This is a genomic window from Litorivita pollutaquae (assembly GCF_003205515.1).
Taxonomy (GTDB): domain Bacteria; phylum Pseudomonadota; class Alphaproteobacteria; order Rhodobacterales; family Rhodobacteraceae; genus Litorivita; species Litorivita pollutaquae.
Map to the genome: position 1 here is coordinate 134,502 of NZ_KZ826482.1, position 25,533 is coordinate 160,034.

At 57.0% G+C, this 25,533-nt stretch carries 23 protein-coding genes and 1 tRNA gene; 13 read left to right on the forward strand and 11 right to left on the reverse strand.

What is annotated here, in order from left to right; translation table 11 throughout:
• Window positions 1–63 precede the first annotated feature (63 nt).
• The 3 genes from gyrA to hemB all read right to left on the reverse strand — a co-directional run bounded on the left by gyrA (window position 64) and on the right by hemB (window position 4,769).
• Window positions 64–2,838 (reverse strand): DNA gyrase subunit A, encoded by a 2,775-nt coding sequence (gene gyrA, locus DI396_RS04575; RefSeq protein WP_110795013.1) that lies wholly within the window; start codon window positions 2,836–2,838, stop codon window positions 64–66.
• Window positions 2,839–3,074: 236 nt separating this feature from the next.
• Window positions 3,075–3,632: a lipid-binding SYLF domain-containing protein gene (locus DI396_RS04580; protein WP_110795014.1), complete on the reverse strand. Its 558-nt coding sequence runs from the start codon at window positions 3,630–3,632 to the stop codon at window positions 3,075–3,077.
• A 135-nt stretch (window positions 3,633–3,767) separates the two neighbouring features.
• Window positions 3,768–4,769: a porphobilinogen synthase gene (gene hemB / locus DI396_RS04585; RefSeq protein ID WP_110795015.1), complete on the reverse strand. Its 1,002-nt coding sequence runs from the start codon at window positions 4,767–4,769 to the stop codon at window positions 3,768–3,770.
• Window positions 4,770–4,927: 158 nt separating this feature from the next.
• Between hemB and DI396_RS04590 the strand changes: the two genes are divergently transcribed.
• Both DI396_RS04590 and mfd read left to right on the forward strand, forming a co-directional pair.
• Window positions 4,928–5,449: a component of SufBCD complex gene (locus DI396_RS04590; RefSeq protein WP_110795363.1), complete on the forward strand. Its 522-nt coding sequence runs from the start codon at window positions 4,928–4,930 to the stop codon at window positions 5,447–5,449.
• A gap of 25 nt (window positions 5,450–5,474) precedes the next feature.
• On the forward strand, window positions 5,475–8,933 hold the full coding sequence (mfd, locus tag DI396_RS04595; protein WP_110795016.1) for a transcription-repair coupling factor: 3,459 nt from the start codon (window positions 5,475–5,477) through the stop codon (window positions 8,931–8,933).
• 3 nt (window positions 8,934–8,936) lie between these two features.
• On the opposite strand, the gene DI396_RS04600 is transcribed toward mfd, so the two are convergent.
• From DI396_RS04600 to DI396_RS04610, 3 genes are read right to left on the reverse strand one after another with little or no spacing between them, the layout of a single operon-like run.
• Window positions 8,937–9,536, reverse strand: a complete 600-nt coding sequence (locus DI396_RS04600) for an HD domain-containing protein (RefSeq protein ID WP_110795017.1) — start codon at window positions 9,534–9,536, stop codon at window positions 8,937–8,939.
• A complete protein-coding gene (locus tag DI396_RS04605) occupies window positions 9,533–9,793 on the reverse strand; it encodes a hypothetical protein (protein ID WP_110795018.1) in 261 nt (86 codons plus the stop codon). Before DI396_RS04605 ends, DI396_RS04600 begins: the two co-directional genes overlap by 4 nt.
• A gap of 4 nt (window positions 9,794–9,797) precedes the next feature.
• Window positions 9,798–10,451: an alpha/beta hydrolase gene (locus DI396_RS04610; protein WP_110795019.1), complete on the reverse strand. Its 654-nt coding sequence runs from the start codon at window positions 10,449–10,451 to the stop codon at window positions 9,798–9,800.
• Between the two features lie 168 nt (window positions 10,452–10,619).
• Here DI396_RS04610 and iscR point away from each other — a divergent pair, with 168 nt between their 5' ends.
• The 10 genes from iscR to DI396_RS04660 all read left to right on the forward strand — a co-directional run bounded on the left by iscR (window position 10,620) and on the right by DI396_RS04660 (window position 19,177).
• Window positions 10,620–11,081: a Fe-S cluster assembly transcriptional regulator IscR gene (iscR, locus tag DI396_RS04615; protein ID WP_110795020.1), complete on the forward strand. Its 462-nt coding sequence runs from the start codon at window positions 10,620–10,622 to the stop codon at window positions 11,079–11,081.
• Window positions 11,078–12,121 (forward strand): cysteine desulfurase family protein, encoded by a 1,044-nt coding sequence (locus tag DI396_RS04620; protein WP_110795021.1) that lies wholly within the window; start codon window positions 11,078–11,080, stop codon window positions 12,119–12,121. Before iscR ends, DI396_RS04620 begins: the two co-directional genes overlap by 4 nt.
• A 118-nt stretch (window positions 12,122–12,239) precedes the next feature.
• Complete coding sequence (gene sufB, locus DI396_RS04625; protein WP_110795022.1) at window positions 12,240–13,763, forward strand: Fe-S cluster assembly protein SufB; 1,524 nt, start codon at window positions 12,240–12,242, stop codon at window positions 13,761–13,763.
• Window positions 13,764–13,814: 51 nt separating this feature from the next.
• On the forward strand, window positions 13,815–14,129 hold the full coding sequence (locus DI396_RS04630; protein WP_110795023.1) for a heavy metal-binding domain-containing protein: 315 nt from the start codon (window positions 13,815–13,817) through the stop codon (window positions 14,127–14,129).
• A 31-nt stretch (window positions 14,130–14,160) separates the two neighbouring features.
• Window positions 14,161–14,772: a hypothetical protein gene (locus DI396_RS04635; RefSeq protein WP_110795024.1), complete on the forward strand. Its 612-nt coding sequence runs from the start codon at window positions 14,161–14,163 to the stop codon at window positions 14,770–14,772.
• Window positions 14,773–14,829: 57 nt separating this feature from the next.
• A complete protein-coding gene (gene sufC / locus DI396_RS04640; RefSeq protein WP_110795025.1) occupies window positions 14,830–15,585 on the forward strand; it encodes a Fe-S cluster assembly ATPase SufC in 756 nt (251 codons plus the stop codon).
• On the forward strand, window positions 15,585–16,871 hold the full coding sequence (gene sufD / locus DI396_RS04645) for a Fe-S cluster assembly protein SufD (RefSeq protein ID WP_110795026.1): 1,287 nt from the start codon (window positions 15,585–15,587) through the stop codon (window positions 16,869–16,871). Before sufC ends, sufD begins: the two co-directional genes overlap by 1 nt.
• Window positions 16,871–17,365 carry a YIP1 family protein gene (locus DI396_RS04650; protein ID WP_110795027.1) on the forward strand — a complete coding sequence of 165 codons (495 nt, stop codon included), beginning with the start codon at window positions 16,871–16,873 and terminating at the stop codon, window positions 17,363–17,365. The genes sufD and DI396_RS04650 overlap by 1 nt, the downstream gene beginning before the upstream one ends.
• Window positions 17,358–17,963, forward strand: coding sequence for a YIP1 family protein (locus tag DI396_RS04655; RefSeq protein ID WP_110795028.1), 606 nt, complete (start codon window positions 17,358–17,360; stop codon window positions 17,961–17,963). Before DI396_RS04650 ends, DI396_RS04655 begins: the two co-directional genes overlap by 8 nt.
• Window positions 17,960–19,177 carry a cysteine desulfurase gene (locus DI396_RS04660; protein WP_110795029.1) on the forward strand — a complete coding sequence of 406 codons (1,218 nt, stop codon included), beginning with the start codon at window positions 17,960–17,962 and terminating at the stop codon, window positions 19,175–19,177. The genes DI396_RS04655 and DI396_RS04660 overlap by 4 nt, the downstream gene beginning before the upstream one ends.
• 59 nt (window positions 19,178–19,236) lie before the next feature.
• On the opposite strand, the gene DI396_RS04665 is transcribed toward DI396_RS04660, so the two are convergent.
• Window positions 19,237–19,851 (reverse strand): TetR/AcrR family transcriptional regulator, encoded by a 615-nt coding sequence (locus DI396_RS04665; RefSeq protein ID WP_110795030.1) that lies wholly within the window; start codon window positions 19,849–19,851, stop codon window positions 19,237–19,239.
• A gap of 475 nt (window positions 19,852–20,326) precedes the next feature.
• Here DI396_RS04665 and DI396_RS04670 point away from each other — a divergent pair.
• Window positions 20,327–20,403 (forward strand) — tRNA-Arg (locus DI396_RS04670).
• A 685-nt stretch (window positions 20,404–21,088) separates the two neighbouring features.
• Here DI396_RS04670 and dctP read toward each other — a convergent pair.
• The 4 genes from dctP to DI396_RS04695 form a co-directional block, all read right to left on the reverse strand.
• Window positions 21,089–22,180 (reverse strand): TRAP transporter substrate-binding protein DctP, encoded by a 1,092-nt coding sequence (dctP, locus tag DI396_RS04680; RefSeq protein ID WP_110795032.1) that lies wholly within the window; start codon window positions 22,178–22,180, stop codon window positions 21,089–21,091.
• Window positions 22,181–22,197: 17 nt separating this feature from the next.
• Window positions 22,198–23,520: a TRAP transporter large permease gene (locus DI396_RS04685; RefSeq protein WP_204362793.1), complete on the reverse strand. Its 1,323-nt coding sequence runs from the start codon at window positions 23,518–23,520 to the stop codon at window positions 22,198–22,200.
• A complete protein-coding gene (locus DI396_RS04690) occupies window positions 23,510–24,013 on the reverse strand; it encodes a TRAP transporter small permease subunit (RefSeq protein WP_110795033.1) in 504 nt (167 codons plus the stop codon). The genes DI396_RS04685 and DI396_RS04690 overlap by 11 nt, the downstream gene beginning before the upstream one ends.
• Window positions 24,014–24,753: 740 nt before the next feature.
• The gene (locus DI396_RS04695) at window positions 24,754–25,323 is read right to left on the reverse strand and encodes a peptidoglycan L,D-endopeptidase MepK (RefSeq protein ID WP_110795034.1); all 570 of its coding nucleotides are present in this window, start codon (window positions 25,321–25,323) and stop codon (window positions 24,754–24,756) included.
• Window positions 25,324–25,533 lie beyond the last annotated feature (210 nt).

Below are 25,533 nucleotides of genomic sequence, written 5' to 3' on the forward strand. Positions count from 1 at the left end.
GCCCCCACCGCAGCCGCGCAATCGCGCCCGCAGTGGGGAAATCAGCCTCTCGAAAGCGGCGCTTTAGCTTTCTGGCGCCTCACCATCCCCATCAAAGATCTCTTGGCCATCCGCCTGATCGTCTTCCTCACCTTGATCGGCGATGCGTGCCACCGACACCACAGTTTCGCCCTTGCCAGTGTTAAACACCCGCACACCGCCCGCCGACCGAGAGCGGAAGGAGATGCCTTCGACCGGCACACGGATCGATTGGCCTTTGGAGGTGGCGAGCATGATCTGGTCCTCCAGCTCAACCGGGAAGGAGGCAATCAGCGCACCGCCGCGCATCGCCTTGTCCATCGCCGTCACCCCCATACCGCCACGCCCGCGCACCGGATAGTCATGCGAGGAGCTGAGCTTACCCGCGCCGCCCGAAGTGATGGTCAAAAGCAGATTCTCTGCGGCCGACATCTCCGCATAGCGTTCTTGCGTGATGGAGGCTTCGACGCCGGTGTCTTCTTCGTCCGACACATCAACATCATCCGCCAACCCTGCAATTGCACGGCGTTTTTTCAAATACGCCTGCCGCTCTTCGGAAGTGGCGTCAAAGTGACGGATCACCGACATAGAGACAACGCGATCCTCGCCATTGAGGCGGATACCGCGCACACCGGTGGAATCGCGGCCCTTGAACACCCGCACATCCGTGGCAGCAAAACGGATCGCGCGACCGCTGTCGGTGACGAGCATAACGTCATCCTCCTCGCTACAGGTGCGCACATCCACAAGCTCGATCCCTTCGGGCAACTTCATTGCAATCTTGCCGTTGGATTTAACGTTGGTGAAATCCGAAAGCGCATTGCGGCGCACATCGCCGCCGGTGGTGGCGAACACCACCTGCAGATCGGCCCATTCTTCTTCGGGCGCATCAATCGGCATGATCGCCGCCACGGAAACGCCCGTCGGAATGGGCAGGATATTGACCACGGCCTTGCCTTTGGCGGTGCGCCCCCCAAGCGGCAAGCGCCAAGTTTTCAATTTATACACCATGCCTTCGGTGGTGAAGAACAACAGTTGCGTATGGGTATTTGCGACAAACAACGTGGTGACCACGTCTTCTTCTTTGGTTTGCATGCCGGACACGCCTTTGCCGCCGCGGCGTTGTGCGCGGAAATCGGCCAGAGGCGTGCGTTTGATATAGCCGCCGGAGGTCACGGTCACGACCATATCTTCACGCTCGATCAGGTCTTCGTCGTCCATATCGCCGGACCAATCGACGATGGTCGTACGGCGCGGCACGGCAAAAAGGTCGCGCACCTCTTTCAACTCGTCTGCGATGATGCTCATGATCCGTTCGCGCGACCCGAGAATGTCGAGATACTCGCGAATTTTCAACGCAAGGTCTTTCAACTCGTCGGTGACTTCCTTGACGCCAATCTGGGTCAGACGTTGCAAGCGCAGTTCAAGAATGGCGCGGGCTTGAATTTCCGACAGATTATAGGTTCCATCATCATTCATCCGGTGGGTCGGATCGTCAATCAATTGAATATATTCGGCAATTTCTGCCGCCGGCCAACGGCGTGTCATCAATCGCTCGCGCGCTTCGGCCGCATCGGCAGAGGCACGAATGGTTGCAACGACCTCGTCCACATTGGTGACCGCCGCCGCCAAGCCGCATAGAATGTGGCTGCGTTCACGGGCCTTGCGCAACAGATAGGCGGTGCGGCGCGCCACGACGTCTTCGCGAAAATCAATAAAGCAGGTCAGGAACCGGCGCAGGGTCAATTGTTCCGGCCGCCCGCCATTCAGCGCCAGCATATTGCAACCGAAATAGGTTTGCATCGGGGTGAAACGATACAGTTGGTTGAGCACCACATCGGGGGTCGCGTCGCGTTTCAATTCGACCACGACACGCACGCCATTGCGGTCGCTTTCATCCTGCACATGGGCGACGCCTTCGATCTTTTTATCGCGTACTTGTTCAGCGATTTTTTCGATCATCGTGGCTTTGTTCACCTGATAGGGAATCTCGTCGACGACGATCGCATAGCGGTCCTTGCGCAATTCCTCGACGCGGGTTTTCGCGCGGATCACGACCGAACCGCGCCCTTCAAGATAAGCCTTGCGCGCGCCGGTCCGGCCCAGCATCACACCGCCGGTCGGAAAATCGGGGCCGGGCACATAATCGATCAACTGCTCTGACGTCAGGTCCGGATCGACAATCAAGGCCAGCGTCGCGTCGATCACTTCGCCCAGATTATGCGGCGGAATATTGGTCGCCATGCCGACCGCGATACCACCGGCACCATTGACCAGCATATTCGGGAACCGCGCCGGAAGCACTGTCGGTTCGCGGTCTTTGCCGTCATAGTTGTCTTGAAAATCAATGGTATCCTTGTCGATGTCTTGCAACATGAAGGCGGCGGGTTTGTCCATCCGCACTTCGGTATAACGCATCGCCGCAGCGTTATCGCCATCCATGGAGCCAAAGTTGCCTTGCCCGTCCAGCAACGGCAAAGACATCGAAAAATCCTGCGCCATACGCACCAATGCGTCATAGATCGCGGAGTCGCCATGCGGGTGATATTTACCCATCACATCGCCAACGGGGCGCGCGGATTTGCGGTAGGGTTTGTCATGGCTGTTGCCGACCTCATGCATCGCATAAAGGATGCGGCGATGCACAGGTTTCAACCCATCGCGAAGATCGGGAATGGCACGGCTGACGATGACCGACATGGCATAATCGAGGTAGGAGGTTTTCATCTCCTGCGTGATCGAAATGCTCGGGCCAGAATAAGCAGGCCGCTGGGGCGGTTTTTCGTCTTCGTTTTCAGGGGATTGCGGCGTGTCGTTCACGTTTCTGGCCCGTTCTTTGCGAGGTCACTATATTTTGTTGAACATGTTATAACAGAGGCAGGATATAGGGTGCAATGGTAGAGACCACCACGAGCATACTCCCGCACCGATAGGGGGATAACCTGCTGTTTTTATAGAAAACTAATTTGGGACAGGGGCGAAAACCGCCCCGCATCAAAATGCAAAAAGGCGCGCCAATCCTGGCACGCCTTTGAAAATCACATTCAAGCCCGGTTTTACGGGATGATCCGCGTATATTTGATGCCTTCGACGGTCGCCCCGACATGCAATCCGGCCTGCCCGAAAACAATCGCCACAATCGGCGCAAGCGAAGTGGTGGTTTCGGCTTTGACGTTCTCGCCGCGATCATTAAAGACATATTCCACATCCGCGCCGGCAGCCCATCCCTGACTACGGCGAAAGCCCATCAAGGCATCATTGGTCATGAAGAACAGCACATGCGCGTATTGCTGCGCGCCGATCTGCAATCCAAAGCTGCCCTTGGTTGCAGAGTAATAATCGACCGTCACGCCACCCACACGCAAAGCGCCGCGCCCATACCCGCCACCAAAGCCGAAACCGGCTTCTGTGACCACGGGCATCACCAACATGCCGGTGGACTTATTCGCCAAATCGACGGTGTTCGGATAACGGCTATACATATGGTTTAAGGTCGCATCGACCCGCGCGTCGACCTTTTCGGCGCCCGAAGAGCCGACGCCATTGCCGCAGGCGGTCAATCCGACCCCCGAAAGCGCCGCGAGCGTAAAGCTGCGTCTGGAAAGTTGTGTCATTGTGCTGTGCCTCAACTAAATCTTGGGTTGGTGCATGCCTCTTGTGGGCATGTCATTATCGCGAACCATACCCTAGACGCGCAGGCCTGTCACTATCACAAAACACCTCCCCTAAGATGCGCGGGATCCCGCGCGTTAAGCGCCGCCCAAAATTCGGGCCGCAGCGGGCGCGAAATAGGTCAGAACCCCATCGCATCCGGCACGTTTAAAACACATCAGACTTTCCATCATCGCACGCTCTTGGTCGATCCAACCGTTTTGCGCGGCGGCCATGATTTGTGCATATTCGCCGGACACCTGATACGCAAAGGTCGGCGCGCCAAAGGCATCTTTGACACGGCGGCAGATATCCAGATACGGCATGCCGGGTTTGACCATCACCATATCGGCACCTTCGGACAAATCCCGTTCAACCAAACGCAGCGCTTCGTCGCTATTGGCCGGATCCATTTGATAGGTTTTCTTATCGCCTTTCAACGCCCCCGATGCACCAACCGCATCGCGGAACGGGCCGTAAAACGCCGAGGCATATTTCGCCGCATAGCTCAGCAACATCACATTGCGGTGGTCTGCGGCCTCCAAAGCGTGCCGAATGGCACGGATACGTCCGTCCATCATATCCGAAGGGCCGATGATATCGACGCCGGATTCGGCCTGCGCCATTGCCTGTTTGACCAAGGCTTCGACCGTTTCGTCATTGATGATTTCGCCGTCCACAACAAACCCGTCGTGACCGGTATCGGAATAGGGATCAAGCGCGACATCAGTCATCACCGCCATGTCCGGCAGGGCGGATTTGATCGCCCGAGTCGCGCGGTTCGACAGGTTCTCGGGATTCCATGCTTCGGCGCAATCGGCGGTGCGTTTGTCGCGGCCGGTATAGGGGAAAAGACAAATACAGCCGACGCCCAAATCATGCGCCTCTTTGGCCGCTTCGACAACACGATCCACCGACCAACGCATCACCCCCGGCATCGAGGCAACCGGCTCTTCGACATTCTCGCCGTCGCGCACAAACACCGGCCAAATCAAATCCCCGACGCTCAGTTCATTTTCACGCACAAGCGCGCGCAACGCGGCACTTTGACGGGTGCGGCGCAAACGGGTGAGCGGGAAGGGGGCTTGGCTCGGACGCATGATCGGGCTCCTCAATGACGCAAGATCAACAGGTGCCACGGAATTTCCACCATCACAAGTCTAGGAATTGCCGCGCCACGCCGCTATGACAGGAAGAAATGCGCAAAATGCGCGCCCTTCCGCCCACCCGAATGCGGCACGAGCATAAGGTCACCCCTTTGGATCTGCACCAAACTGTCTTTGAATTGATCGATATGCGCAGTTTTTCAAACCTGTGGTATTGGATTGCGTTGGCCGTGGTTTGGTCCTCGGCCAGCCATTATGTATTGGGTGTGCCGTGGGATTTGGCGATGCGGGCACGCCGCAAAGGTGGCGATGCCTTGAGTGATTTCGAATCCATGGTGCGCATCAACGTCAACCGCATCCTCTATATCTCTGAAGTGTCTGGACTTTTGATCACCGGCTTTGCTTTCTTTGTGATGACAACTCTGGCGCTTTTGGCCTTTGTCTACGCCAATGAGTTTGCCCAAGCGGTGTTTCTTTTGGCCTTCCCGGTGTCCATCGTCGGCCTGCTGAGCGTCTATACCGCCCGCGCCATCGACCGGCGGGCTTTGACCGGGCATGACCTCTACCGCCGCCTGCATCTGCACCGGATTGCGACGCAGGCCATCGGCATGGTTGCCATTTTCGTAACCGCCCTATTTGGAATGCTGCAAAACCTCAACCTCGGCGCGTTATAATCGCCAGACCCAGCAAAGACCCCATATGAGCGAGACCCAACATATCAAGGTCGGCGGTGCCCCTGAGGGCTATGACGCGCGATTGATTCTCGACGAGATCGACAAACGTGGCGCGCCGGTCTTGCACATCGCCCGCGACGACAAACGTATGGCGGCAATGCGCGCCGCCTTGGCGTTTTTTGCCCCCGAAATGCCGGTGCTTGAATTCCCGAGTTGGGATTGCCTGCCCTATGACCGGGTGTCGCCCAACGCCGATATTTCCGCCGCGCGTATGGCGGTTCTTGCGGGGCTCACTCATGCGATGCCGGCGCAATTCGTCCTGCTGACCACGCTCAATGCCGCAACGCAATATATTCCCGCCCGCGACGTGTTGCGTGAGGCCGCCTTTACCGCCCGCGTGGGTGCCCGTATCGACGAAAAAGCTCTGCGTAACTTCTTGGCCCGCATGGGGTTTTCCCAAGCGCCCACAGTATTGGAACCCGGTGATTACGCCATTCGCGGCGGCATTATTGATATCTATGCACCGGGCGAACAGGGACCGGTGCGGCTTGATCTTTTTGGCGATACATTGGACGGCGCGCGCCGGTTCGATGCCGCCAATCAACGCACCACCGAAAAACTCGACGGGATCGAATTGGCGCCCGTTTCCGAGGTGATCCTCGATGAGGCCGCCATCACCCGTTTTCGGCAAAGTTACCGGATCGAATTTGGTGCGGCGGGCACCGATGATCCGCTATATGAGGCTGTCTCGGCAGGGCGCAAACATCAGGGCGTTGAGCATTGGTTGCCGTTTTTCCATGAGCGGCTCGAAACGCTGTTCGACTATATGCCCGATGCCAGCATCACGCTTGATGATCAACTCGATGCGGCCCGCATCGCCCGTTGGGACAGCGTCGCGGACCAATACGAGACCCGCAAAATCGCTTTTGAAGGCAAACGCCGCGGCGACAGCGTCTATAAACCGGTGCCGCCCGATCTGCTCTATATGAATGATGCCGCATGGCAAAAGGCCGTTGCCGCCAAACGGCTCTTGCGATTCTCGCCGCTGCCACAGGCCTCCGGCCCGAATGTGATTGATGCAGGTGGCCGCATCGGGCGCAGTTTCGCGCCCGAACGGTTGCAAGAAAACGTAAGCCTTTTTAGCGCATTAAAAGACCATATTAACGTAAAACTCGACTCCGGTCCGGTTTTGGTCGCCTCCTATTCCGAAGGGGCACGCGAGCGTCTCGAAGGGCTTCTCGAAGACGAAGGCCTTCGCGGCGCGGTCACGGTCGCCAATGCCGGCCGCATCGGCAAACACGGGCTACATCTTGCGGTTTGGGCGCTAGAAACGGGGTATGAGGCGGGCGGCATGACCGTCATCGCAGAGCAGGACGTGCTCGGCGATCGGTTGATCCGCGCCCCGCGCAAGAAACGCCGCGCCGAGAATTTCCTCACCGAAGCACAATCGCTGAGCCCCGGTGATCTTGTCGTTCATGTCGATCACGGTGTCGGCCGGTATCTGGGTCTTGATGTAATCACCGCCATTGGCGCGGCGCATGAATGCCTCACGCTCGAATATGCCGAAAGCTCAAAGCTTTACCTGCCTGTCGAGAATATCGAACTGTTGTCGAAATATGGCCATGACGAGGGCATGTTGGACAAACTCGGCGGCGGTGCGTGGCAGGCCAAGAAAGCCCGCCTCAAAGAGCGTATTCGTGAGATCGCGAAACGGTTGATCCGTGTCGCGGCCGAACGCGCCCTGCGCCGTGCGCCTGCCTTGGAGGCGCCGCACCACGCATGGGAAGAATTCTCGGCCCGTTTCCCCTATACCGAAACCGACGACCAGCTCAGCGCGATTGAGGATGTCATGGCCGATCTGACCAGCGGGCAACCAATGGACCGGCTGATATGCGGCGACGTCGGCTTTGGCAAAACCGAAGTGGCGATGCGCGCTGCCTTTGCTGCGGCCATGTCCGGCGTGCAGGTCGCGGTGATCGCCCCCACGACCTTGTTGGCGCGCCAACATTACAAGAGCTTCGCCGAAAGATTTCGTGGTTTCCCCATCAATGTCAGCCCCTTATCACGTTTTGTGAGTGCAAAAGACGCCGCCAAAACCCGCGAAGGTTTGGCCCGTGGGCAGGTCGACATCGTCGTCGGCACCCATGCGGTTTTGGCCAAGAATATGCGGTTTGAGAACCTCGGTCTGTTGATCATCGACGAAGAGCAACATTTCGGTGTCGCGCATAAAGAGCGGCTCAAGCAGATGCGATCAGACATCCATGTGCTAACCCTGACCGCGACGCCGATCCCGCGCACGCTGCAATTGTCCTTGTCCGGCGTGCGTGACCTGTCGATCATCGGCACGCCGCCTGTCGACCGTTTGGCCATTCGCACCTATGTCAGCGAATTTGACGCTGTCACCATCCGCGAGGCGCTATTGCGCGAACATTATCGCGGCGGGCAAAGTTTCTATGTGGTGCCTCGGATCTCGGACCTGCCCGAAATCGAAGCCTTTTTACGCGATCAGGTCCCCGAAGTTTCGGTGATTATTGCGCACGGGCAGATGGCCGCAGGCGAGCTTGATGACCGGATGAACGCCTTTTATGACGGCAAATATGATGTGCTTTTGGCCACGACGATTGTCGAATCCGGCCTCGATATACCGACGGCCAATACCATGATCGTGCATCGCTCGGATATGTTCGGGCTGAGCCAACTTTACCAAATCCGGGGCCGCGTGGGGCGTTCGAAAACCCGCGCCTATGCCTATTTGACCACCAAGCCGCGGCAAAAATTGACGCCTGCCGCCGAAAAACGTCTGCGCGTTTTGGGCAGCCTCGACACCCTTGGCGCCGGCTTTACTTTGGCCAGTCAGGATTTGGACATTCGCGGCGCAGGGAACCTTTTGGGCGAAGAGCAATCGGGCCAGATGCGCGATGTGGGGTACGAACTTTATCAATCCATGCTCGAAGACATGATCGCGCGGATCCGGTCCGGCGATATGGATGCCCTCACCGACGAGAGCGACACGTGGTCGCCCAACATCAACCTCAACGTGCCGGTGATGATCCCGGAAAAATATGTGCCTGATCTTGATGTGCGCCTTGGTCTGTATCGCCGTCTGTCCGGTTTGCAGGGCAAAGTTGAAATGGAAGGATTTGCCGCCGAGTTAATCGACAGGTTTGGCAAAATGCCCAAAGAGGTCAATACCTTGCTGCTCATTGTTCGTATCAAGGAAATGTGCAAACGCGCCGGAATTGCGCGATTGGATGGCGGACCCAAGGGCGCGACGATCCAGTTCCATAATGACAAATTCGCCTCACCACAGGGCTTGGTGGAGTTCATCAACGAGCAACGCGGCATGGCCAAGGTTAAGGAAAACAAAATCGTGGTGCGCCGGGATTGGGTCAAGGACAGCGACAAGATCAAAGGTGCGTTTTCCATCGCCCGCGATCTTGCGGTCAAGGTCGCGGAAGAGACCAAACGCAAGGCAGCCAAGTAGAGCCTAGCGGTTCTGCGCGAACCAGTTTTGGATTTTCGGCTTGATATAGGCCCAAAGCCGGGGCGCACCGCGCGCGACCTTGGAGCCGACGCGCGCTTCTATGGTCTCGAAGCTAACGTCATATTCGATCCAACTGCCCCCGCCGGAGGCGAGGTTCTGATTGGGCGGCTGGAACCGATCAAGAGACTTTGCAAACACTGCATCCGGCGTCTTTGCAGCTTCAAATTCGCGCCATAGCGTGATGAATTCATGCGATTGTTCGGCAGGCAGAAGGCCAAAAATTCGCAAGGCGGCCGCGTCTTCTTTGGCCTCGACCGCCGATTGGTCCGCCGCCCCGAAAATCGGGTTATCGCCGCTGTCGATCTCAACAATGTCATGCAAAAGCAACATCTTGATCACGCGATTGATATCGACATCCGCCGCAGCATGTTCGGCCAGTGTCATCGCATAAAGAGCAATGTGCCAACTGTGTTCGCCGGAGTTTTCACGCCGAGATCCATCGCAGAGCGTCGTCGCCCGCACCACGGATTTAAGCCGGTCAACCTCACACAAAAACGCCATCTGCGCTTCGATACGCGCGGCGCCCTGTGGGGGCAATTTCATAGCGACGCGTCGCCTCCGCCCTTGGCTTGTGCTTCAAGCTCGGCGGCAGCCTTACGCAACCGGGCTTCCAAAAACGCCCGCGCGCGGGTTTCCGCACGGCGCGCCCGGACCGAAGACATATAAGCCTCTTGCATGGTGCTAGAGGAGGCTTCGAGCATTTTGTTGATGTGCTCAATCAACGTATCATCGCCCAAAACTTCCGTCGCTTCGATCACATCCTGCGCAAGATCATCCGCGAGAATTAACAGCCGATCCATCGGTTTACCTGCTGCTTTCCGTCAAACGACGTTTCACATAATCGGTCGTATTGCCAATCATCGTATCAAGGTGCGGCTCTTCAAAGAAATGCCCCGATCCCTCGATTTCCTGATGGGTGATGGTGATGCCTTTTTGCTCGTGCAGCTTATTGACCAAAGCCGTCGTATCAGCCGGCGGCGCAACACGATCAGCGGTGCCGTTGATGATCAAACCCGACGCAGGGCAGGGCGCGAGGAAGGAAAAATCATACATATTTGCGGGCGGCGAGACCGACACAAAACCGGTGATTTCGGGGCGGCGCATCAACAATTGCATGCCGATCCATGCGCCGAATGAAAACCCGGCCACCCAGCAATGTTTCGAATTGTTGTTCATCGATTGCAGGTAATCGAGCGCCGAGGCCGCATCGGACAATTCACCGACGCCCTGATCATATTCGCCCTGACTACGACCAACGCCGCGGAAATTGAACCGCAGCACGGTAAAGCCCATATTATAAAAGGCGTAGTGCAGGTTGTAGACCACCTTGTTGTTCATCGTGCCACCAAATTGAGGATGCGGATGCAACACGATTGCGATCGGTGCGTCCTTTTCCTTTTGGGGGTGATAACGGCCTTCTAGTCGCCCTTCAGGGCCGGGAAAAATCACCTCGGGCATTGCCTGTCCTTGTCTCCAACGGTAGGGCCGTCTAAATTCTTGACGAATTCGGTAGGGCACCTTAGAACTATTCTAAACAGACCGAATAAGAACAGCCTGAGTGTAGGCGAAATAAGGCCTGCCGTTCGAAAGGTCAATCAATTCAGCGCTTTTTAGGGGGGCGCATCGATGAAACTTAGCACCAAAGGCCGATATGCTATGGTTGCGCTGGCCGATATTGCGCTACAACCCGCCGATGCGCTCGTCACGCTTGGGGATATCTCCAAGCGGCAGGATATTTCGCTCCCCTATTTGGAACAGCTTTTCGTCAAGTTGCGCCGCGCCGGATTGGTGGCCTCGGTGCGCGGGCCGGGGGGCGGATACCGGCTGTCGCGGCCGTCTTCCGAAATTCGTGTCGTCGACGTTTTGGCCGCAGTGGACGAGTCGATTGATGCCATGCACAAGGGCGCGGGCGCCTCGGGCGGCTTGTCAGGAAGCCGTGCGCAATCGGTGACCAACCGGCTTTGGCAAGGGCTCTCAGCCCATGTCTATGTCTACTTGCACCAAGCGCGCCTGTCTGATGTGGTCGGCAACGGGTTGGCGCCATGCCCTGCGGTGCCCAACCTGTTTGACGTTGTGGATGAAGAATGACCCGTATCTATTTGGATTATAACGCAACAACGCCTCTACGAGAGGAGGCGCGCGCCGCAATGAGCGCGGCGATGGACCTGTGCGGGAATCCGTCATCTGTGCATGCCGAAGGCCGCGCCGCCAAATCATTGGTCGAAAAAGCCCGCGCGCAAATTGCCAGCGCCTTTGGTGCCGATGGCAATGATGTGATTTTCACCTCAAGCGCCACAGAAGCCGCCGCATTGGCGATGGCCGGTACTGCCTTGCAAAGTGCCGGCATTGAGCATGATGCGGTTCTGGCTTGGTCCACCGGTGATTTACCCTGCAATGCCAACGGGATCGTTACTGTCAGCAAACCTGCAAACAGCACGTTGCAAATCGCAAATTCCGAAACCGGTATTTTGCAAACCCTGCCGGAGGGGCTTGCCCTGTCTGATATGACCCAAGGGTTCGGCAAACTGCCCGTCGCCTTTAATTGGGCCGGCTGCACAATGGCGCTGATTTCGGCGCATAAGCTTGGCGGTCCAAAGGGCATCGGCGCTTTGGTGGTCAAACGGGGCACTGACATCGCCGCTCAGATCAAAGGCGGCGGACAGGAAATGGGCCGCCGGTCCGGCACAGAAAATATCATCGGAATTGCCGGTTTCGGCGCCGCCGCCGAAGCCGCCCAACGCGATTTGGAGCAGGGCGTCTGGAGCCGCGTTTCAACCCTGCGTGACCGTTTGGAAAAGGCCATTGCACAAGGCGCGCAGGACACTATCTGTATCGGGGCAAAAGAAAAACGTTTGCCCAACACCTCTTGCCTTTTGACCCCTGGTTGGAAGGGGGAAACGCAAGTGATGCAAATGGATTTGGCCGGTTTCGCGATCAGCGCAGGCAGCGCGTGTTCGTCCGGTAAGGTCAAAGCCAGCCGCGTGCTGCTTTCGATGGGCTATAGCGAGAGCGACGCGGCCAGCGCCATTCGCGTCTCTCTTGGCCCGCAAACCACCGAGGCCGAGATTGACGCCTTTGCCGCCGCGTGGCTTGCCGCGCATAACAAATTCCGCGCGCGCGCCGCATAGGATCTGCTGTGCCCGTGGCACGAAACGAGGCTTGCCCTCGGAACCGACGAGGGCCAAAAGGCCCACAAAGAAGACACCGCCCGCCGATGCGGGCCAAAACGCGAACAGGACCAACGAGATGACCATTCAGGACAAACCCGAGGTTAAGGACGGCGTCGATCAGGAAACCGTGGACGCGGTACGCGAGGTTGGCGGCGCCTATAAATACGGTTGGGAAACCGACATCGAAATGGATTACGCGCCGATGGGCCTCAATGAGGATATCGTGCGGCTGATCTCGTCGAAGAACGAAGAACCCGAATGGATGCTTGAATGGCGTCTTGAGGCGTTCAAACGCTGGCTCACTAAAACCGAGCCCGATTGGGCCATGGTCGATTATCCCGAAATCGACTTCCAAAAGCAATATTACTATGCCCGTCCAAAAAGCATGGAAGTGAAGCCAAAATCCTTGGACGAGGTCGATCCGAAATTGCTGGCGACCTATGCCAAGCTTGGCATCCCATTGAAAGAACAAATGATTTTGGCAGGGGTCGAAGGCGCCGAAGACATCCCCGCCGAAGGCCGTAAGGTCGCCGTGGACGCGGTTTTCGACAGCGTTTCGGTCGGCACCACCTTTCAGGCGGAATTGAAAAAGGCGGGCGTGATCTTTTGCTCGATCTCCGAAGCCATCCGCGAGCATCCCGAATTGGTGAAGAAATACCTCGGCAGCGTCGTTCCGGTGTCGGACAATTTTTACGCGACGCTGAACTCGGCGGTCTTCTCCGACGGCTCTTTCGTCTATGTGCCGCCCGGCGTGCGCTGCCCGATGGAGCTTTCGACTTATTTCCGTATCAACGCCGAGAATACAGGACAATTTGAACGCACCTTGATCATCGCCGACAAAGGCTCCTATGTGAGCTATCTTGAGGGCTGCACCGCGCCGAAACGCGACGTTGCGCAATTGCATGCCGCCGTGGTCGAGATCATCATCGAAGAAGACGCCGAGGTGAAATACTCCACGGTGCAAAACTGGTATCCGGGCGATGAAAACGGCATTGGCGGGATCTATAATTTCGTCACCAAACGCGCCGATTGCCGTGGTGACCGTGCCAAAGTCATGTGGACGCAGGTCGAAACCGGCTCTGCTGTGACGTGGAAATATCCATCCTGCATCCTGCGCGGCAATGAGAGCCAAGGCGAGTTTTACTCCATCGCCATCGCCAACAATATGCAGCAGGCCGACACCGGCACCAAAATGATCCATCTGGGTCGCGACACCAAAAGCCGAATCGTCTCCAAGGGCATCTCGGCAGGCCGCGCGCAAAACACCTATCGCGGGCTTGTGTCGATGCACCCCAAGGCCAAGAATGCCCGCAATTACACCCAATGCGACAGTCTTTTGATCGGCGACAAATGCGGGGCGCATACGGTGCCCTATATTGAGGTCAAAAACAATTCTGCGCGCGTCGAACATGAGGCCACAACATCCAAGGTCGATGACGAGCAACTCTTCTATTGCCGCGCCCGCGGCATGGACGAAGAAGAGGCCGTTGCCTTGGTCGTCAACGGGTTTTGCAAGGATGTGTTGCAGGCCCTGCCAATGGAATTCGCCATGGAAGCGCAGCAATTGGTTGCGATTTCTCTTGAGGGATCCGTGGGTTAAGCCACGTCCTTCAACGATTACGTTTCGGTAAACGCCGCACAGGAGCGCATCATGATCACCACCACGACCAACACCATCGAAGGTTACAAAATCACCGATTACAAAGGTATCGTTGTCGGTGAGGCGATCATGGGGGCCAATGTGGTGCGTGATCTCTTCGCCGGAATCACCGATATCATCGGCGGCCGGTCGGGCGCCTATGAAAGCAAACTGGCCGATGCACGCGAGACGGCGATCGACGAATTGCAACAACGTGCGGCAGACTTGGGGGCCAATGCCGTGGTCGGCGTGGATCTCGATTACGAAGTGGTCGGGAATTCGATGTTGATGGTTTCGGCCTCTGGCACGGCAGTGGTGATCGCATGACACCGGCCCGCCGCGTAACAGGGCAAGGCGCATGACCGTGCCCGCCGCCCAAGAGCGCATTCCGCGCCCTGAATTGACTCTGCCCGAGGCAGAGGCCGAATTGGTGCGTGAGCTCTACACGGCGGCGGACGTTATTTTGGAATATGGCTCTGGCGGCAGCACGGTTTTGGCCGCGCAGTTACCTGACAAACTGGTGTTTTCGGTCGAAAGTGATCTCGAATGGGCGCAGATGATGCGCGGATACCTGGCACAGAACCCGCCCGCCAAGGGCACCGAAGTGGATGTAATTTGGTCCGATGTCGGGCCGACAAAAGAATGGGGCTTCCCGCGCACCGCCAAAGCATGGGACCGCTATGCCCGCTATCCTCTGGAGGTTTGGGATCTCAAGACGTTTCGCGCCCCTGACGTGGTTTTGGTCGATGGTCGCTTCCGCGTTGGCTGTGCGTTGGCCACCGGATTTCGCACTCAAAAACCGGTTACATTGCTGTTTGACGATTACCAGCGGCGCAAACAATACCACGTTGTCGAAGAGTATTTCGGCACGCCCAGTTACACCGGCCGCATGGCGCGGTTCGAAATTATCCCGATGGCAGTGCCAGCAGAACGGCTCTTGCAAATCGTAGAAATGATGTCGCGGCCCTAAGGCCCAAACCGGACAAAGATACGGGCGCGCGCCCGAGACAGGACAAAGGAAGATAAAATGTTGGAAATCAAAAACCTACAGGTCAAACTTGAAGACGAAGACAAGCAAATTCTCAAAGGCGTCGATCTGACCATTGGGGCGGGCGAAGTCCATGCAATCATGGGGCCGAACGGATCGGGCAAATCAACGCTGTCTTATGTGCTTTCGGGCAAGGACGGATATGAGGTCACCGGCGGCACTGCGACACTCGACGGCGAGGATCTGCTCGACATGGATCCCGAAGAGCGCGCGGCCTTGGGCCTTTTTCTTGCGTTCCAATACCCGGTTGAAATCCCCGGCGTCGGCAATATGACCTTCCTGCGCACAGCGGTGAACGCACAGCGCAAGGCCCGCGGCGAAGAGGAAATCAGCGCGGCCGAATTCCTCAAAGTGATCCGCGAGAAAGCCAAAACCCTGAAGATCGACGCCGAGATGCTCAAACGCCCGGTCAATGTCGGGTTTTCCGGCGGCGAGAAAAAGCGGAATGAAATCCTGCAGATGGCTATGCTAGAGCCGAAAATGTGCATTTTGGACGAGACCGATTCCGGTTTGGACGTCGATGCGATGAAATTGGTGTCGGACGGGGTCAATGCACTGCGGTCCGAAGGGCGCAGCTTTTTGGTGATCACGCACTATCAACGTCTGCTCGACCATATCAAACCCGATGTGGTGCACATCATGGCCAATGGCCGCATTATCAAAACCGGCGGGCCGGACTTGGCGCTTGAGGTCGAACAAAACGGCTATGCCGATCTGTTGGAGGAGCATGCATAATGGGCGCTCCCGCAGAAAAACAAACCGCCACGGAGGCGCGCATCGCCGCCCTCGATCTGCCTAAGGGGGCCGATTGGGCGACAGGCCTGCGCAAGGACGCGCTGGCACGGCTGACCACGATGGGCCTTCCGGCGCGGCGCGACGAGTATTGGAAATACACCCGCCCCGACACGTTAACCCAGAGCGACCCGGTGCCCGCGACCGCATTTATCACCGATGAAACGCCGGTATTCGATGCCATTGAACGCGTGAAGATCGTCTTTCGGGATGGGGTGTTTGATGCGAATGCCTCTGATGATTTGACCCTTGCGGGGGTGACACTCGAACGCCTCAGCGATGTGACTCAGACCGATATTCATTGGGCCAAAGACCTTTACGGCAGCTTGGAATCCCAGGGTCAAACGCCGGTCGAACGCCCGCTTGCCGCGCTCAACACAGCCTTTGCCAACGACGGCATCGTGATCCGCGTCACCGGCAAGGCCTCCCAAGCTGTCAACCTGATTTACCACCATGAATCAGAGACTTCCGATGCAATCCTACACCACGTCGTGAAGGTCGAAGAGGGGGCCGAACTGACTTTGCTCGAGAACGGCCCTGCCGCCGCACGCTTCAACAAAGTGCTCGAAGTGGACATTGCGGATAAGGCATCATTCCACCACGTGCGCACCCAAGGCCGGGATCATGACCGCCGCGCCGCGACGCATATCTTTGCGCGCTTGGGCACCGAAAGCACATTCAAAAGCTTCACCATGACGGCCAATGGCGTGATGACGCGCAATGAATGCGTGATCGAATTGACCGGCGACAATGCCTTTGCCCATGTCGCCGGTGCGGCGCTTGGCGATGGGGATTTCCACCATGACGACACGGTATTTATCACCCATGATGCGGTGAATTGCGAAAGCCGGCAGGTGTTCAAGAAAGTGCTGCGCAACGGCGCGACAGGCGTTTTCCAAGGTAAGATTTTGGTCAAGGATGGCGCGCAGAAAACCGATGGCTATCAGATCAGCCAATCGCTTTTGCTTGACGACGACAGCCAATTCCTCGCCAAACCGGAGTTGGAAATCTATGCCGATGACGTGGCCTGTTCGCATGGCTCCACCTCTGGCGCGATTGATGAGGACGCGTTGTTTTATCTACGCTCGCGCGGCGTGCCCGAAGGGCCGGCCACCGATCTTTTGACGCTTTCCTTCCTTGCCGAAGCCGTCGATGAGATCGACGATCCGGTGCTGGCTGCCGAGATTGGGGCGCGGCTCGAATCCTGGCTGGAACGGCGCCGCAGCTGATGGCATTGATCCCCGACATCCTCGCCAGTCACCGCGCCCCGCGCGCGGTGCTTCGCCGCCGGTTGATCGGCGCGGATGAGGTCCATGCCTTGGTCACCTTGATCCTTGGCTGCCTTATGGTTTGGGTCGCGCAATGGCCGATCGCGGCGCGTGCGGCGCATCTCGATCCGTCGATCCCGCTTGGCGGGCGGCTCACCGGCGCAGGGGTCGCATGGATGTTCCTTGCGCCGGTCCTGCTTTACGCTTTGGCTGCGCTCAGCCATGTGATCGCCCGCGCATTCGGCGGTGAGGGCAGCTATTTCAGCGCCCGTCTTGCGCTTTTTTGGGCGCTGCTTGCGGCTGCACCGCTGTTCTTGCTCAACGGATTGGTGGCCGGGTTCATCGGGATGCAGGGCAACATCGGCGCGCAAATTGTCGGGCTTGTTGCCTTTGTGGGGTTTTTGCGTCTTTGGCTTATGGGATTGATTGAAGCGGAAAGCCAACCCCATGAATAGTTCTATTTTCAAAGAGCTTATCTTTCAAAGCTTATCCAATCCGTCCGCCGCCGCCGCGCGGATCATCGGGATGAAACTGTCGCGCGACGTTCTGTGGAGCGGCTTTTTACTGACCGTGGTGCTGAATGTTCTGGTTGTCACACTGTTGACCCCGCCGCCGCCGCCGAACGCCCTGCAACCGGACGAGATGCAAATGATGATTCGTCTGTTCAATGCACCGGTGATGTTGGCGTTGATGTCGGGCGGGGTCTTTGTGATATTGATCTTCCTGCTCGATTGGGTCGGGCGGATCATCGGCGGCAACGGGGATTTCGGCGATATCCTCGCAGCAATCACCTGGATTCAAGTGCTCACGCTGCTCAGCCGGATTGTCATCATCGCATTGCTCTACATCGTTCCGGCAATTGCCTCTCTTGCTCTGATCGCGATTTGGGGGCTCACGCTCTGGATCACGCTCCATTTCCTAAAGGTGGCCCACGGCTTTGCCAACCTCGGCCAAGCCGTGGCAACATTGCTGTTTACCACCTTTGGCCTCGCGTTTGGCATACTCACCTTCCTGACCCTAATCGGGTCTCTCTACAAAGGCTTCGCAGGATGAATATCCAAGATATCCGCGCCGATTTTCCCATCCTCTCGCGCGAGGTGAACGGCCAACCGCTGACCTATCTTGATAATGGCGCATCGGCCCAAAAACCGCAGGTGGTCATCGACGCGATCACCACGGCATATAGCCATGAATACGCCAATGTGCACCGCGGATTGCACACATTGTCGACCATTGCGACCGAGAAATACGAAGCCGTGCGTGGCACCATCGCGCGCTTCCTTGGCGCGCCGGATGAGAATGAAATCATCCTCAATTCCGGCACCACCGAGGCCATCAATATGGTCGCTTATGGGTGGGCGATGCCGAACCTTGGCGCCGGTGACGAGATCCTGCTGACGGTGATGGAGCATCATGCCAATATCGTGCCTTGGCATTTCCTGCGTGAACGCCAAGGTGTGCGGATCAACTGGGTCGACTGCGAAGCGGATGGCTCACTGGAAGCGCAAAAGATCATTGATGCGATCACGCCAAAGACCAAACTGATCGCAATTACGCATCTTTCCAATGTATTGGGAACTGTTGTTGATGTGAAAACCGTCTGCACCGAAGCCCGCAAACGCGGCATTCCCGTTCTCGTCGATGGCAGTCAAGGCGCGGTGCATATGCCCGTCAATGTTGCCGATATCGGCTGCGACTTCTATGCGATCACCGGTCATAAATTATATGGTCCCTCGGGGTCGGGCGCGATTTACGTGCGCCGCGAGCGGATGGCCGAAATGCGTCCCTTTATGGGAGGGGGCGATATGATCCGCGAAGTGAGCAAGGATTCCGTATCCTACGCCGACCCACCGATGAAATTCGAAGCCGGCACCCCCGGTATTGTACAAACCATCGGTTTTGGCGCGGCCTTGGACTACATGATGGGCATCGGGATGGAGGCAATTGCCGCCCATGAGGCGGATCTCGCCCGCTATGCCGCCGCCTCCCTGTCAGGACGCAATTTCCTGACCTTGCAGGGCACCGCCAAGGGCAAGGCCGCGATCTTTTCCTTTACGATGGCGGGAGCGGCACACGCCCATGACATTTCCACCATCCTCGACAAAAAAGGCGTCGCCGTGCGGGCAGGGCATCACTGCGCCGGCCCCCTGATGGAACATTTCGGGGTCAGCGCCACATGCCGGGCGTCCTTTGCGATGTACAACACCCGCGACGAAGTGGACCGATTGGTCCAGGCTCTGGAATTGGCCCATGATTTGTTGGGCTAACCCGACCTGAATTTTCCATTAGACCGATCAGTCCAGCCTTAGAACGCGTCGCAAAGGCGTTATATTTCAAGGCCTTCACCAGCCAATATGCGATCAATCGCCTTGCTGCTACGTTGTAGCGGCATGGTGCTTTGATGCGCGCGGGCAAGCGTGACGCTGCCTTCGAGGGCCGCGAGAATCAATGAGGCCATCTCATCGGCGCGCAGCGACGGCAGGCCCGCATCACGCAGCAAATCCGCCATCGCCATGGTGATCCGCGTGTAGGCGCGATCGAGGGCATCGGTTAATTCCGGTTCTGCCGTTACCGCACCCTGCGCCAACATCGCAAGCATTGCACCTTGGGAAAAATCCTCTGCGGCGAGCCAACTGGCCGTGCCATTGAACAGCCGCGCAAGAAACACCCGCGCCGACAGATTGTCTTCTTTTGCCCGCCGGAACGGGCGCAAGATCGAGTCCGCCAGCCAGTCAATCGCAGCGATCCCAAGGTCCACTTTCCCCCCCGGAAAATGGTGGTAGAGCGAGCCTTTGGACGCCTTGGCCTCTGCCAAGATTTGCGCCAAACCGACCGCGTGATAGCCCCGTTGTTGGAACAATGTGACCGCCACACGCAAAAGCCGCGCGCCGGTCTCGGCGGTCGGTGTGCCATGCGCAGATGAGGAGGGCGAATGCGTCATTGGATATGCAACGTCCCGAGTACAGGCCAAGTCCGGTATATTTTCTCAAAAATATCAAACTCTTGCGCAATGATCTTTACCTGAACTCCCTCACGGCACAAAGACGTCGCAATCGGCGCGCCCTTCGTTGTATCCATTTCTGGGATCACGCCGCGACGCAGAGGGCGGAGCCGGTGTTCTACGCATGGCACTGCCGCCCGCCAGCGACATGCACCACCAAGAACACGGGCCGACGAACCCATGCACCCTTGGGATTTTGATGCCCTGCGCCATACGGCCTTCATAGCCGGAGCTGAGTAGGGTCGCATCCATGTCTCCCGTTACTAAACCAATCGGTCTAATGCTCCGGCAATGACGCCCGCCTGTCAACAAAAAGGCGAGGCGTTGTAGCAGTGAACCCAGTAAAACCGACATGATCCGCGATCATGTCAAAAGCAATTGCAGTGCCCATCATCATCCCATATAGAAGCCGCAGGCACCCATAGCTCAGCTGGATAGAGCGCTGCCCTCCGAAGGCAGAGGCCGTAGGTTCGAATCCTACTGGGTGCACCACAATTTCATCCAAGTTCAACTCACGGCCAATGACTTGAAGTGTCGTGACTCGCAGGCTCTTTGAGTTGGTCAGGCAGGATCCGCGCCGTAGCCTATGCCGAGCCATGATCTGAACGTCACTGCCGGCGGCGACCAAAGGCCGCGACGTGCGCGCGCATTTGTGGTTGGTGCCATTCTTGTCCGGTCTTCGGATAGAAATCTAAAGCTGCGCGTCGATGTGACAGGGCAGACTTTTGACGCGACCGCCAACGGTGCTCAAAGTGTTCCTCGCAACATCGAAGAGTTTTTGAAAGTTACGGGATAGAGCGTGCTGCCTGTCCCATTTGGAGCAATGAGAAATCCGGTCGATGCCGCCGGAGAATGCAAACTCATCTGCGGCACGTTTTCTTTGGCACTCACTAAACACGTCATTCGCGCCCACCGAGAACTTGAATGGACGTGCCTCTGCGCAAGTGTCACGCCGTCTTCCTCTTCTGCGGAGGGAAGGGCGCGCCGCCCCGCTGGACATGGGCGTGGCGCCCCGCATCAGTTTGTTCTTACCACAGATCACATCCGCAAAACCGCACCTACAGAGTTAGAGGAGGTATCCCAAACCACACTTGCCCTGTCCGGGCAGGGTTAGAACTTGGACATAAAAAAGGCCCGCATATTTTGCGGGCCTTTTCCTACTGAGATAAGGTTCAAATCAATTCACGCAGGCGCGAATTTTTTCGATGTCCGGACCATTCGGCGTGCGGCCCAAGTTGAACGGAGCAGAGGCATCGCGCCATTTGGCGTAGTCGGCGAGATACTCGAGCTGGCTCAGATACACCTTGGCGGAATCGGGATTCTCGCAAGCGGTTTGCTCGATCACTTCGTTGGCCATTTCCTGAACCTTGGCCAGCGTTTCGTCGTCATAGCGGGTGATTTCAATGCCCGCGTCTTTGAACTGCTGGTAGGCTTCGGTCGCGCGCTTCTCGGTGAAGGAGAGCGACCAGACCAAGTTTGCCTGAGCTGCGATTTTCAGCGCATCCTGCGTCTCTTCGGACAGCGCGTCCCAAGCCGCCTTGTTGATCATCACACCAAAGGCAGAGGCGGATTGGTGCCAACCGGGGGTCGCCCAGTGGGTTGTGACCTGATGGAAGCCACCGGAGAAATCGACGTTCGGTGTCGAGAATTCTGCGCCATCGATCACGCCACGTTCGAGCGATTGATAAATTTCGCCGCCGGCCATGGAAACTTGGCTGCCACCGAGGTTTTCAAGAAGACGTCCTTGCTCAAGCCCCGAAAGACGCAAACGCATGCCTTGCAGGTCTTCAAGCGTTTCGATCTTCTTGTTGGTGCGGAAGCCGGATTCATTGTTGGTCACACCATAGGGCAGGTAAACCATACCGAATTTGCCGTAGATCTCGCTGTAAAGATCGCCGCCGCCCCATTGTTCGATCCAGTTGACGTAATCAACCGCGTTGAACAGGCTGGCCGTGGTGGCCAAGGGCGAGAAGGCAGAGTTGCGACCAGCCCAATAGCCCGGCCAGTCACCACCGGCCTGAATGGTGCCGGATTCGACCGCACCGAAAACTTCACCTCCGGGCACAAGTGCCCCGCCTTCAAAAAAATCGATGGTCAGGTCATCGCCGGTCAGCTTGTTGGCCAGTTCGACAAAGTGTCTGTCGATTTCGATCAGCTCAAGCGACGAGGGCCATGTCGTTGTCATAGTCCAGGTTTCTTGAGCAAAGGCTTGTGTCGACAGTGCTGCCGCAAGCGCAGCCCCCGCCAGAACGGTTGTTTTATTAGTCATCGAAATTCCTCCTCAGTTTACTTTGTATACAGGGTTTCCGGCAACCAGGTGACCAGTTGCGGGAACAGGGCTATAGCCAGACACATCATCAGGATCAGGCCAATGAACGGCAAAACCCCAACGATGATATGAGTCGTTTTAACAGACGACGGTGCAATCGCGCGCAAGTAAAATAGTGCATACCCAAAGGGCGGGGTCAGGAACGATGTTTGCAACACGACGGACATCAGAACGACGAACCACAACAGATTGACATCCATTTCCTGTACGATGGGCAAAAAGATCGGGAAAGACAGCAAAACAATGCCTGTCCAATCCAGAAATGCACCAAGAATGAACACAATGAACAACATCATAGTGATCAACATCCATGGGGCCATATCAAGGCTTCGGATAATTTCCTGCGTGGCGCGCAGTCCGCCGGTAATATTGAACACGCCGGTAAAGGCCGTCGCGCCGACAACGATAAACAAGATCATCGCCGATGTCCGACCGGTTTCCAACATCGCGCCGTAAAAGCTGGACCATGTGAATTTGCGACGCAAGATCACAATCCCCAAGGCAAGCGCGGCGCCAATGGCCGAAGCTTCGGTCGCGGTGGCAATCCCCGCCAAGAGCGACCCAAGGATACCCAAGATCAAGACCAGCGGCGGAACCGCCTCAATGGCCAACATGCGGGCCAAAGCCGGTTTGCTGATTTGCTCGTCGGGCTCGACAGCAGGGGCCATGTCGGGGCGAATAATGGCCACGACGACCACCCAAACCGCATAGAGCAACCCAAGCAATACGCCCGGCACCATGGCACCCGCGAACAATTCTCCCACCGATAAGGGCGAATAGCTGGCCATCAAGATCAACATGATCGACGGCGGAATCAAGATCCCCAAACATCCGGAGGCCGCAATCACCCCCGTGGTGAGCGTCGGACTATACCCATATTGCAGCATGGGGCGCAGTGCCATCACGCCCATCACGGTGATCGAGGCGCCGATAATGCCCGTCGTCGCCGCCAGCAGGATCGAGATAAACACAACAGCCAAGGCCAATCCGCCCCGCACGTTTGACATCATCAGGCGCAGGGACTCGAACATTTTATCGGTCACGCCACTGTCGGATAAGAACCTTGCCATCAAAATGAACAAAGGAATGGCAATCAAAGTGAAGTTGTCGAGAACATCCCCGAAAATTCTGTTGATCACGATTCCCAGAACCATCGGTTTACCGGCAATAAGTGTGCCCAGAACCGCCGTCCCACCCAATACGAATGCCAAGGGATGCCCCATGAACAGGCCCATCAGAAGAAGGCCGAACATGGCGAGTGCGATATATTCAGGCGCCATTGGGCACGTCCTCACGATAATCAAAGATCAGTTTCAGGAATTCGGAAATCCCTTGCAGCATCAGAAGAGCCGCAGCGACAGCCATCGCCATTTTCAACGGATAAACCGGCAATTGCACCGAACCATACGTGGTTTCGCCTTGCATGTAGGATCGCATCGCGAACTCGTAGGAGCGCGTCATGAACACCCAAGCGAAGGGGAAGAAGAAGATCAGATAACCCAGAGCCTCGACAATACGGCGCTTGGCGGGGCTCAAAGCTTCGGTGACCAGATCGACGCGCACATGCGCTTGGTGGCGCAACGCATAACCGCCCAAAAGCACGAAGTAGAACCCGTACATCATTTTGGTGACATCAAAAGCCCAACGCGTCGGCTCATTCATCGCGTAGCGCATGAAAACATCGTAAATGATGATCGCCGCAAACACGATGGCCACGACCGAAATGACGCGGCCGATAAGTTCATTCAACCCGTCGATTAAGCGAAAAAACATGGTGAGATCCTTTCATGCTCGGGCATATTATCAGCGAGTTTGAGGGATACAAGCGGATAAAAAACCGTAGGATCACGGCCCCGGCGGACACGTTTTCTGGCCACAAATCAACACCATATCGCCCCGCAATTTTGGAATTAAATCATTGAATTTAAATAGATTTAGCGCCCAAAATCCTGCGTTAGATTGACCGATAAATCCGTGCATTATATCGCGAAACTGCGCTTCAATATTGGATCTCATTACCCCCGTGTCAGCGGCACATAAAGAGCAGCCCGCACCGGAGAAAAAGCGCCGCGCGCGCCTGCGCAGCAGCCCCACCCGTAAGCGCCTGATTGTCCGCTAAGCGGCAGACGGACTGACCACCAATCACATGCAATCCGGCGGCAGAATAGAGCACACGATGCGCTTACACCCTCCACGCCGATGCGGCCGTGATGCCAGCGGCACCCGCATGCGATATGCGAGGCGGTGGCGTGTTACACATTCGCCAAAGTTGTAAGCGCGGCAGATCTGCCGCGCAATCGTCGGCACCAACATCAGACTGACGTTGAACCGCATAAGGGAACGGAGTTTAGGAGCGGGATGTCAAAGGCGCCTCATGGCGCGCCGTGATTTTCGAAGAAAGAACGCGGTCTAGACCACGCGCGCATTCACGCCCTTCGAAAACCAAAAAACGCGCCGGAAATGGCGCGCTTTTTCTTAAGAATGCCATGCAAGGCGCTGAAATAAAATGAGAATTACCGACCCCAATTGCGCACCGGACCGCAATCCATATGCACAAAATCCGAACGGGAATATCGTCCGACGCCACCCGCGTGACAGGCGGACGCCGCTTTGGCCACCTGTCCGACCGACCGCGAGGCAAGCCGAAGATCTGCCGCTTGGCCCTTCATATGAAGCGAATTTTTCGCCACACCCGAAGAACGCGCCCGCAGCATCGCATTGGTTTTGGGGCTGCGATACCCGGAAAGCAACATATAGGGTTCGCTCACACCCAGAAGGTTATGCGCCGCCGCCATGATGTCGATGGTGCGCAGGTCGATTTTCTTGACCTGATTGGTGCGCCAATCGCGCATAAAATGGTGGATTTCATCCACGGCGTCCTTGATGTAATCGCCTTCGACCCAATAGATCATGTCGATCTTTTCACCGGTCCGGGGCGAAAACATGCGCACGCGGCGAATATCGCCAGCCCCGCGCAGGAAACCCGCTGCATTGGAAAAATTTGGAGCGGCAACTAAAGTTGTTGCTGCGAATGCACCTAAAAGAGCACGCCTCGAAATGCCCGTCGAGCTTGTATCAGTCATATGTCTGCGCCAGTCCCGTCGCTTACCTGTTGTCGCCGCGACGCTGCGCGGCTCCTGCCATCTCATCCCCAGATGCACAGGTTTTATTACACAGTTAGAATCACGCGCATAGTGCGTTTTGAAATGACAGCCAAATCGCGATGCATTTCGGCAAAAACCTGCGCATCGGGGGCAGGAGGGCGGCGTTTCCCCCCAAATGCGTGGATTTTG

What these genes read in the sequence shown, in the direction of transcription:
- DI396_RS04580 (WP_110795014.1), bottom strand. Translation starts at nt 3,632, where the DNA reads ATGACACAACTTTCCAGACGCAGCTTTACGCTCGCGGCGCTTTCGGGG.
- hemB (WP_110795015.1), bottom strand. Translation starts at nt 4,769, where the DNA reads ATGCGTCCGAGCCAAGCCCCCTTCCCGCTCACCCGTTTGCGCCGCACC.
- mfd (WP_110795016.1), top strand. Translation starts at nt 5,475, where the DNA reads ATGAGCGAGACCCAACATATCAAGGTCGGCGGTGCCCCTGAGGGCTAT.
- DI396_RS04600 (WP_110795017.1), bottom strand. Translation starts at nt 9,536, where the DNA reads ATGAAATTGCCCCCACAGGGCGCCGCGCGTATCGAAGCGCAGATGGCG.
- DI396_RS04605 (WP_110795018.1), bottom strand. Translation starts at nt 9,793, where the DNA reads ATGGATCGGCTGTTAATTCTCGCGGATGATCTTGCGCAGGATGTGATC.
- DI396_RS04610 (WP_110795019.1), bottom strand. Translation starts at nt 10,451, where the DNA reads ATGCCCGAGGTGATTTTTCCCGGCCCTGAAGGGCGACTAGAAGGCCGT.
- iscR (WP_110795020.1), top strand. Translation starts at nt 10,620, where the DNA reads ATGAAACTTAGCACCAAAGGCCGATATGCTATGGTTGCGCTGGCCGAT.
- DI396_RS04620 (WP_110795021.1), top strand. Translation starts at nt 11,078, where the DNA reads ATGACCCGTATCTATTTGGATTATAACGCAACAACGCCTCTACGAGAG.
- sufB (WP_110795022.1), top strand. Translation starts at nt 12,240, where the DNA reads ATGACCATTCAGGACAAACCCGAGGTTAAGGACGGCGTCGATCAGGAA.
- DI396_RS04630 (WP_110795023.1), top strand. Translation starts at nt 13,815, where the DNA reads ATGATCACCACCACGACCAACACCATCGAAGGTTACAAAATCACCGAT.
- DI396_RS04635 (WP_110795024.1), top strand. Translation starts at nt 14,161, where the DNA reads ATGACCGTGCCCGCCGCCCAAGAGCGCATTCCGCGCCCTGAATTGACT.
- sufC (WP_110795025.1), top strand. Translation starts at nt 14,830, where the DNA reads ATGTTGGAAATCAAAAACCTACAGGTCAAACTTGAAGACGAAGACAAG.
- sufD (WP_110795026.1), top strand. Translation starts at nt 15,585, where the DNA reads ATGGGCGCTCCCGCAGAAAAACAAACCGCCACGGAGGCGCGCATCGCC.
- DI396_RS04650 (WP_110795027.1), top strand. Translation starts at nt 16,871, where the DNA reads ATGGCATTGATCCCCGACATCCTCGCCAGTCACCGCGCCCCGCGCGCG.
- DI396_RS04655 (WP_110795028.1), top strand. Translation starts at nt 17,358, where the DNA reads ATGAATAGTTCTATTTTCAAAGAGCTTATCTTTCAAAGCTTATCCAAT.
- DI396_RS04660 (WP_110795029.1), top strand. Translation starts at nt 17,960, where the DNA reads ATGAATATCCAAGATATCCGCGCCGATTTTCCCATCCTCTCGCGCGAG.
- DI396_RS04665 (WP_110795030.1), bottom strand. Translation starts at nt 19,851, where the DNA reads ATGACGCATTCGCCCTCCTCATCTGCGCATGGCACACCGACCGCCGAG.
- dctP (WP_110795032.1), bottom strand. Translation starts at nt 22,180, where the DNA reads ATGACTAATAAAACAACCGTTCTGGCGGGGGCTGCGCTTGCGGCAGCA.
- DI396_RS04685 (WP_204362793.1), bottom strand. Translation starts at nt 23,520, where the DNA reads ATGGCGCCTGAATATATCGCACTCGCCATGTTCGGCCTTCTTCTGATG.
- DI396_RS04690 (WP_110795033.1), bottom strand. Translation starts at nt 24,013, where the DNA reads ATGTTTTTTCGCTTAATCGACGGGTTGAATGAACTTATCGGCCGCGTC.
- DI396_RS04695 (WP_110795034.1), bottom strand. Translation starts at nt 25,323, where the DNA reads ATGACTGATACAAGCTCGACGGGCATTTCGAGGCGTGCTCTTTTAGGT.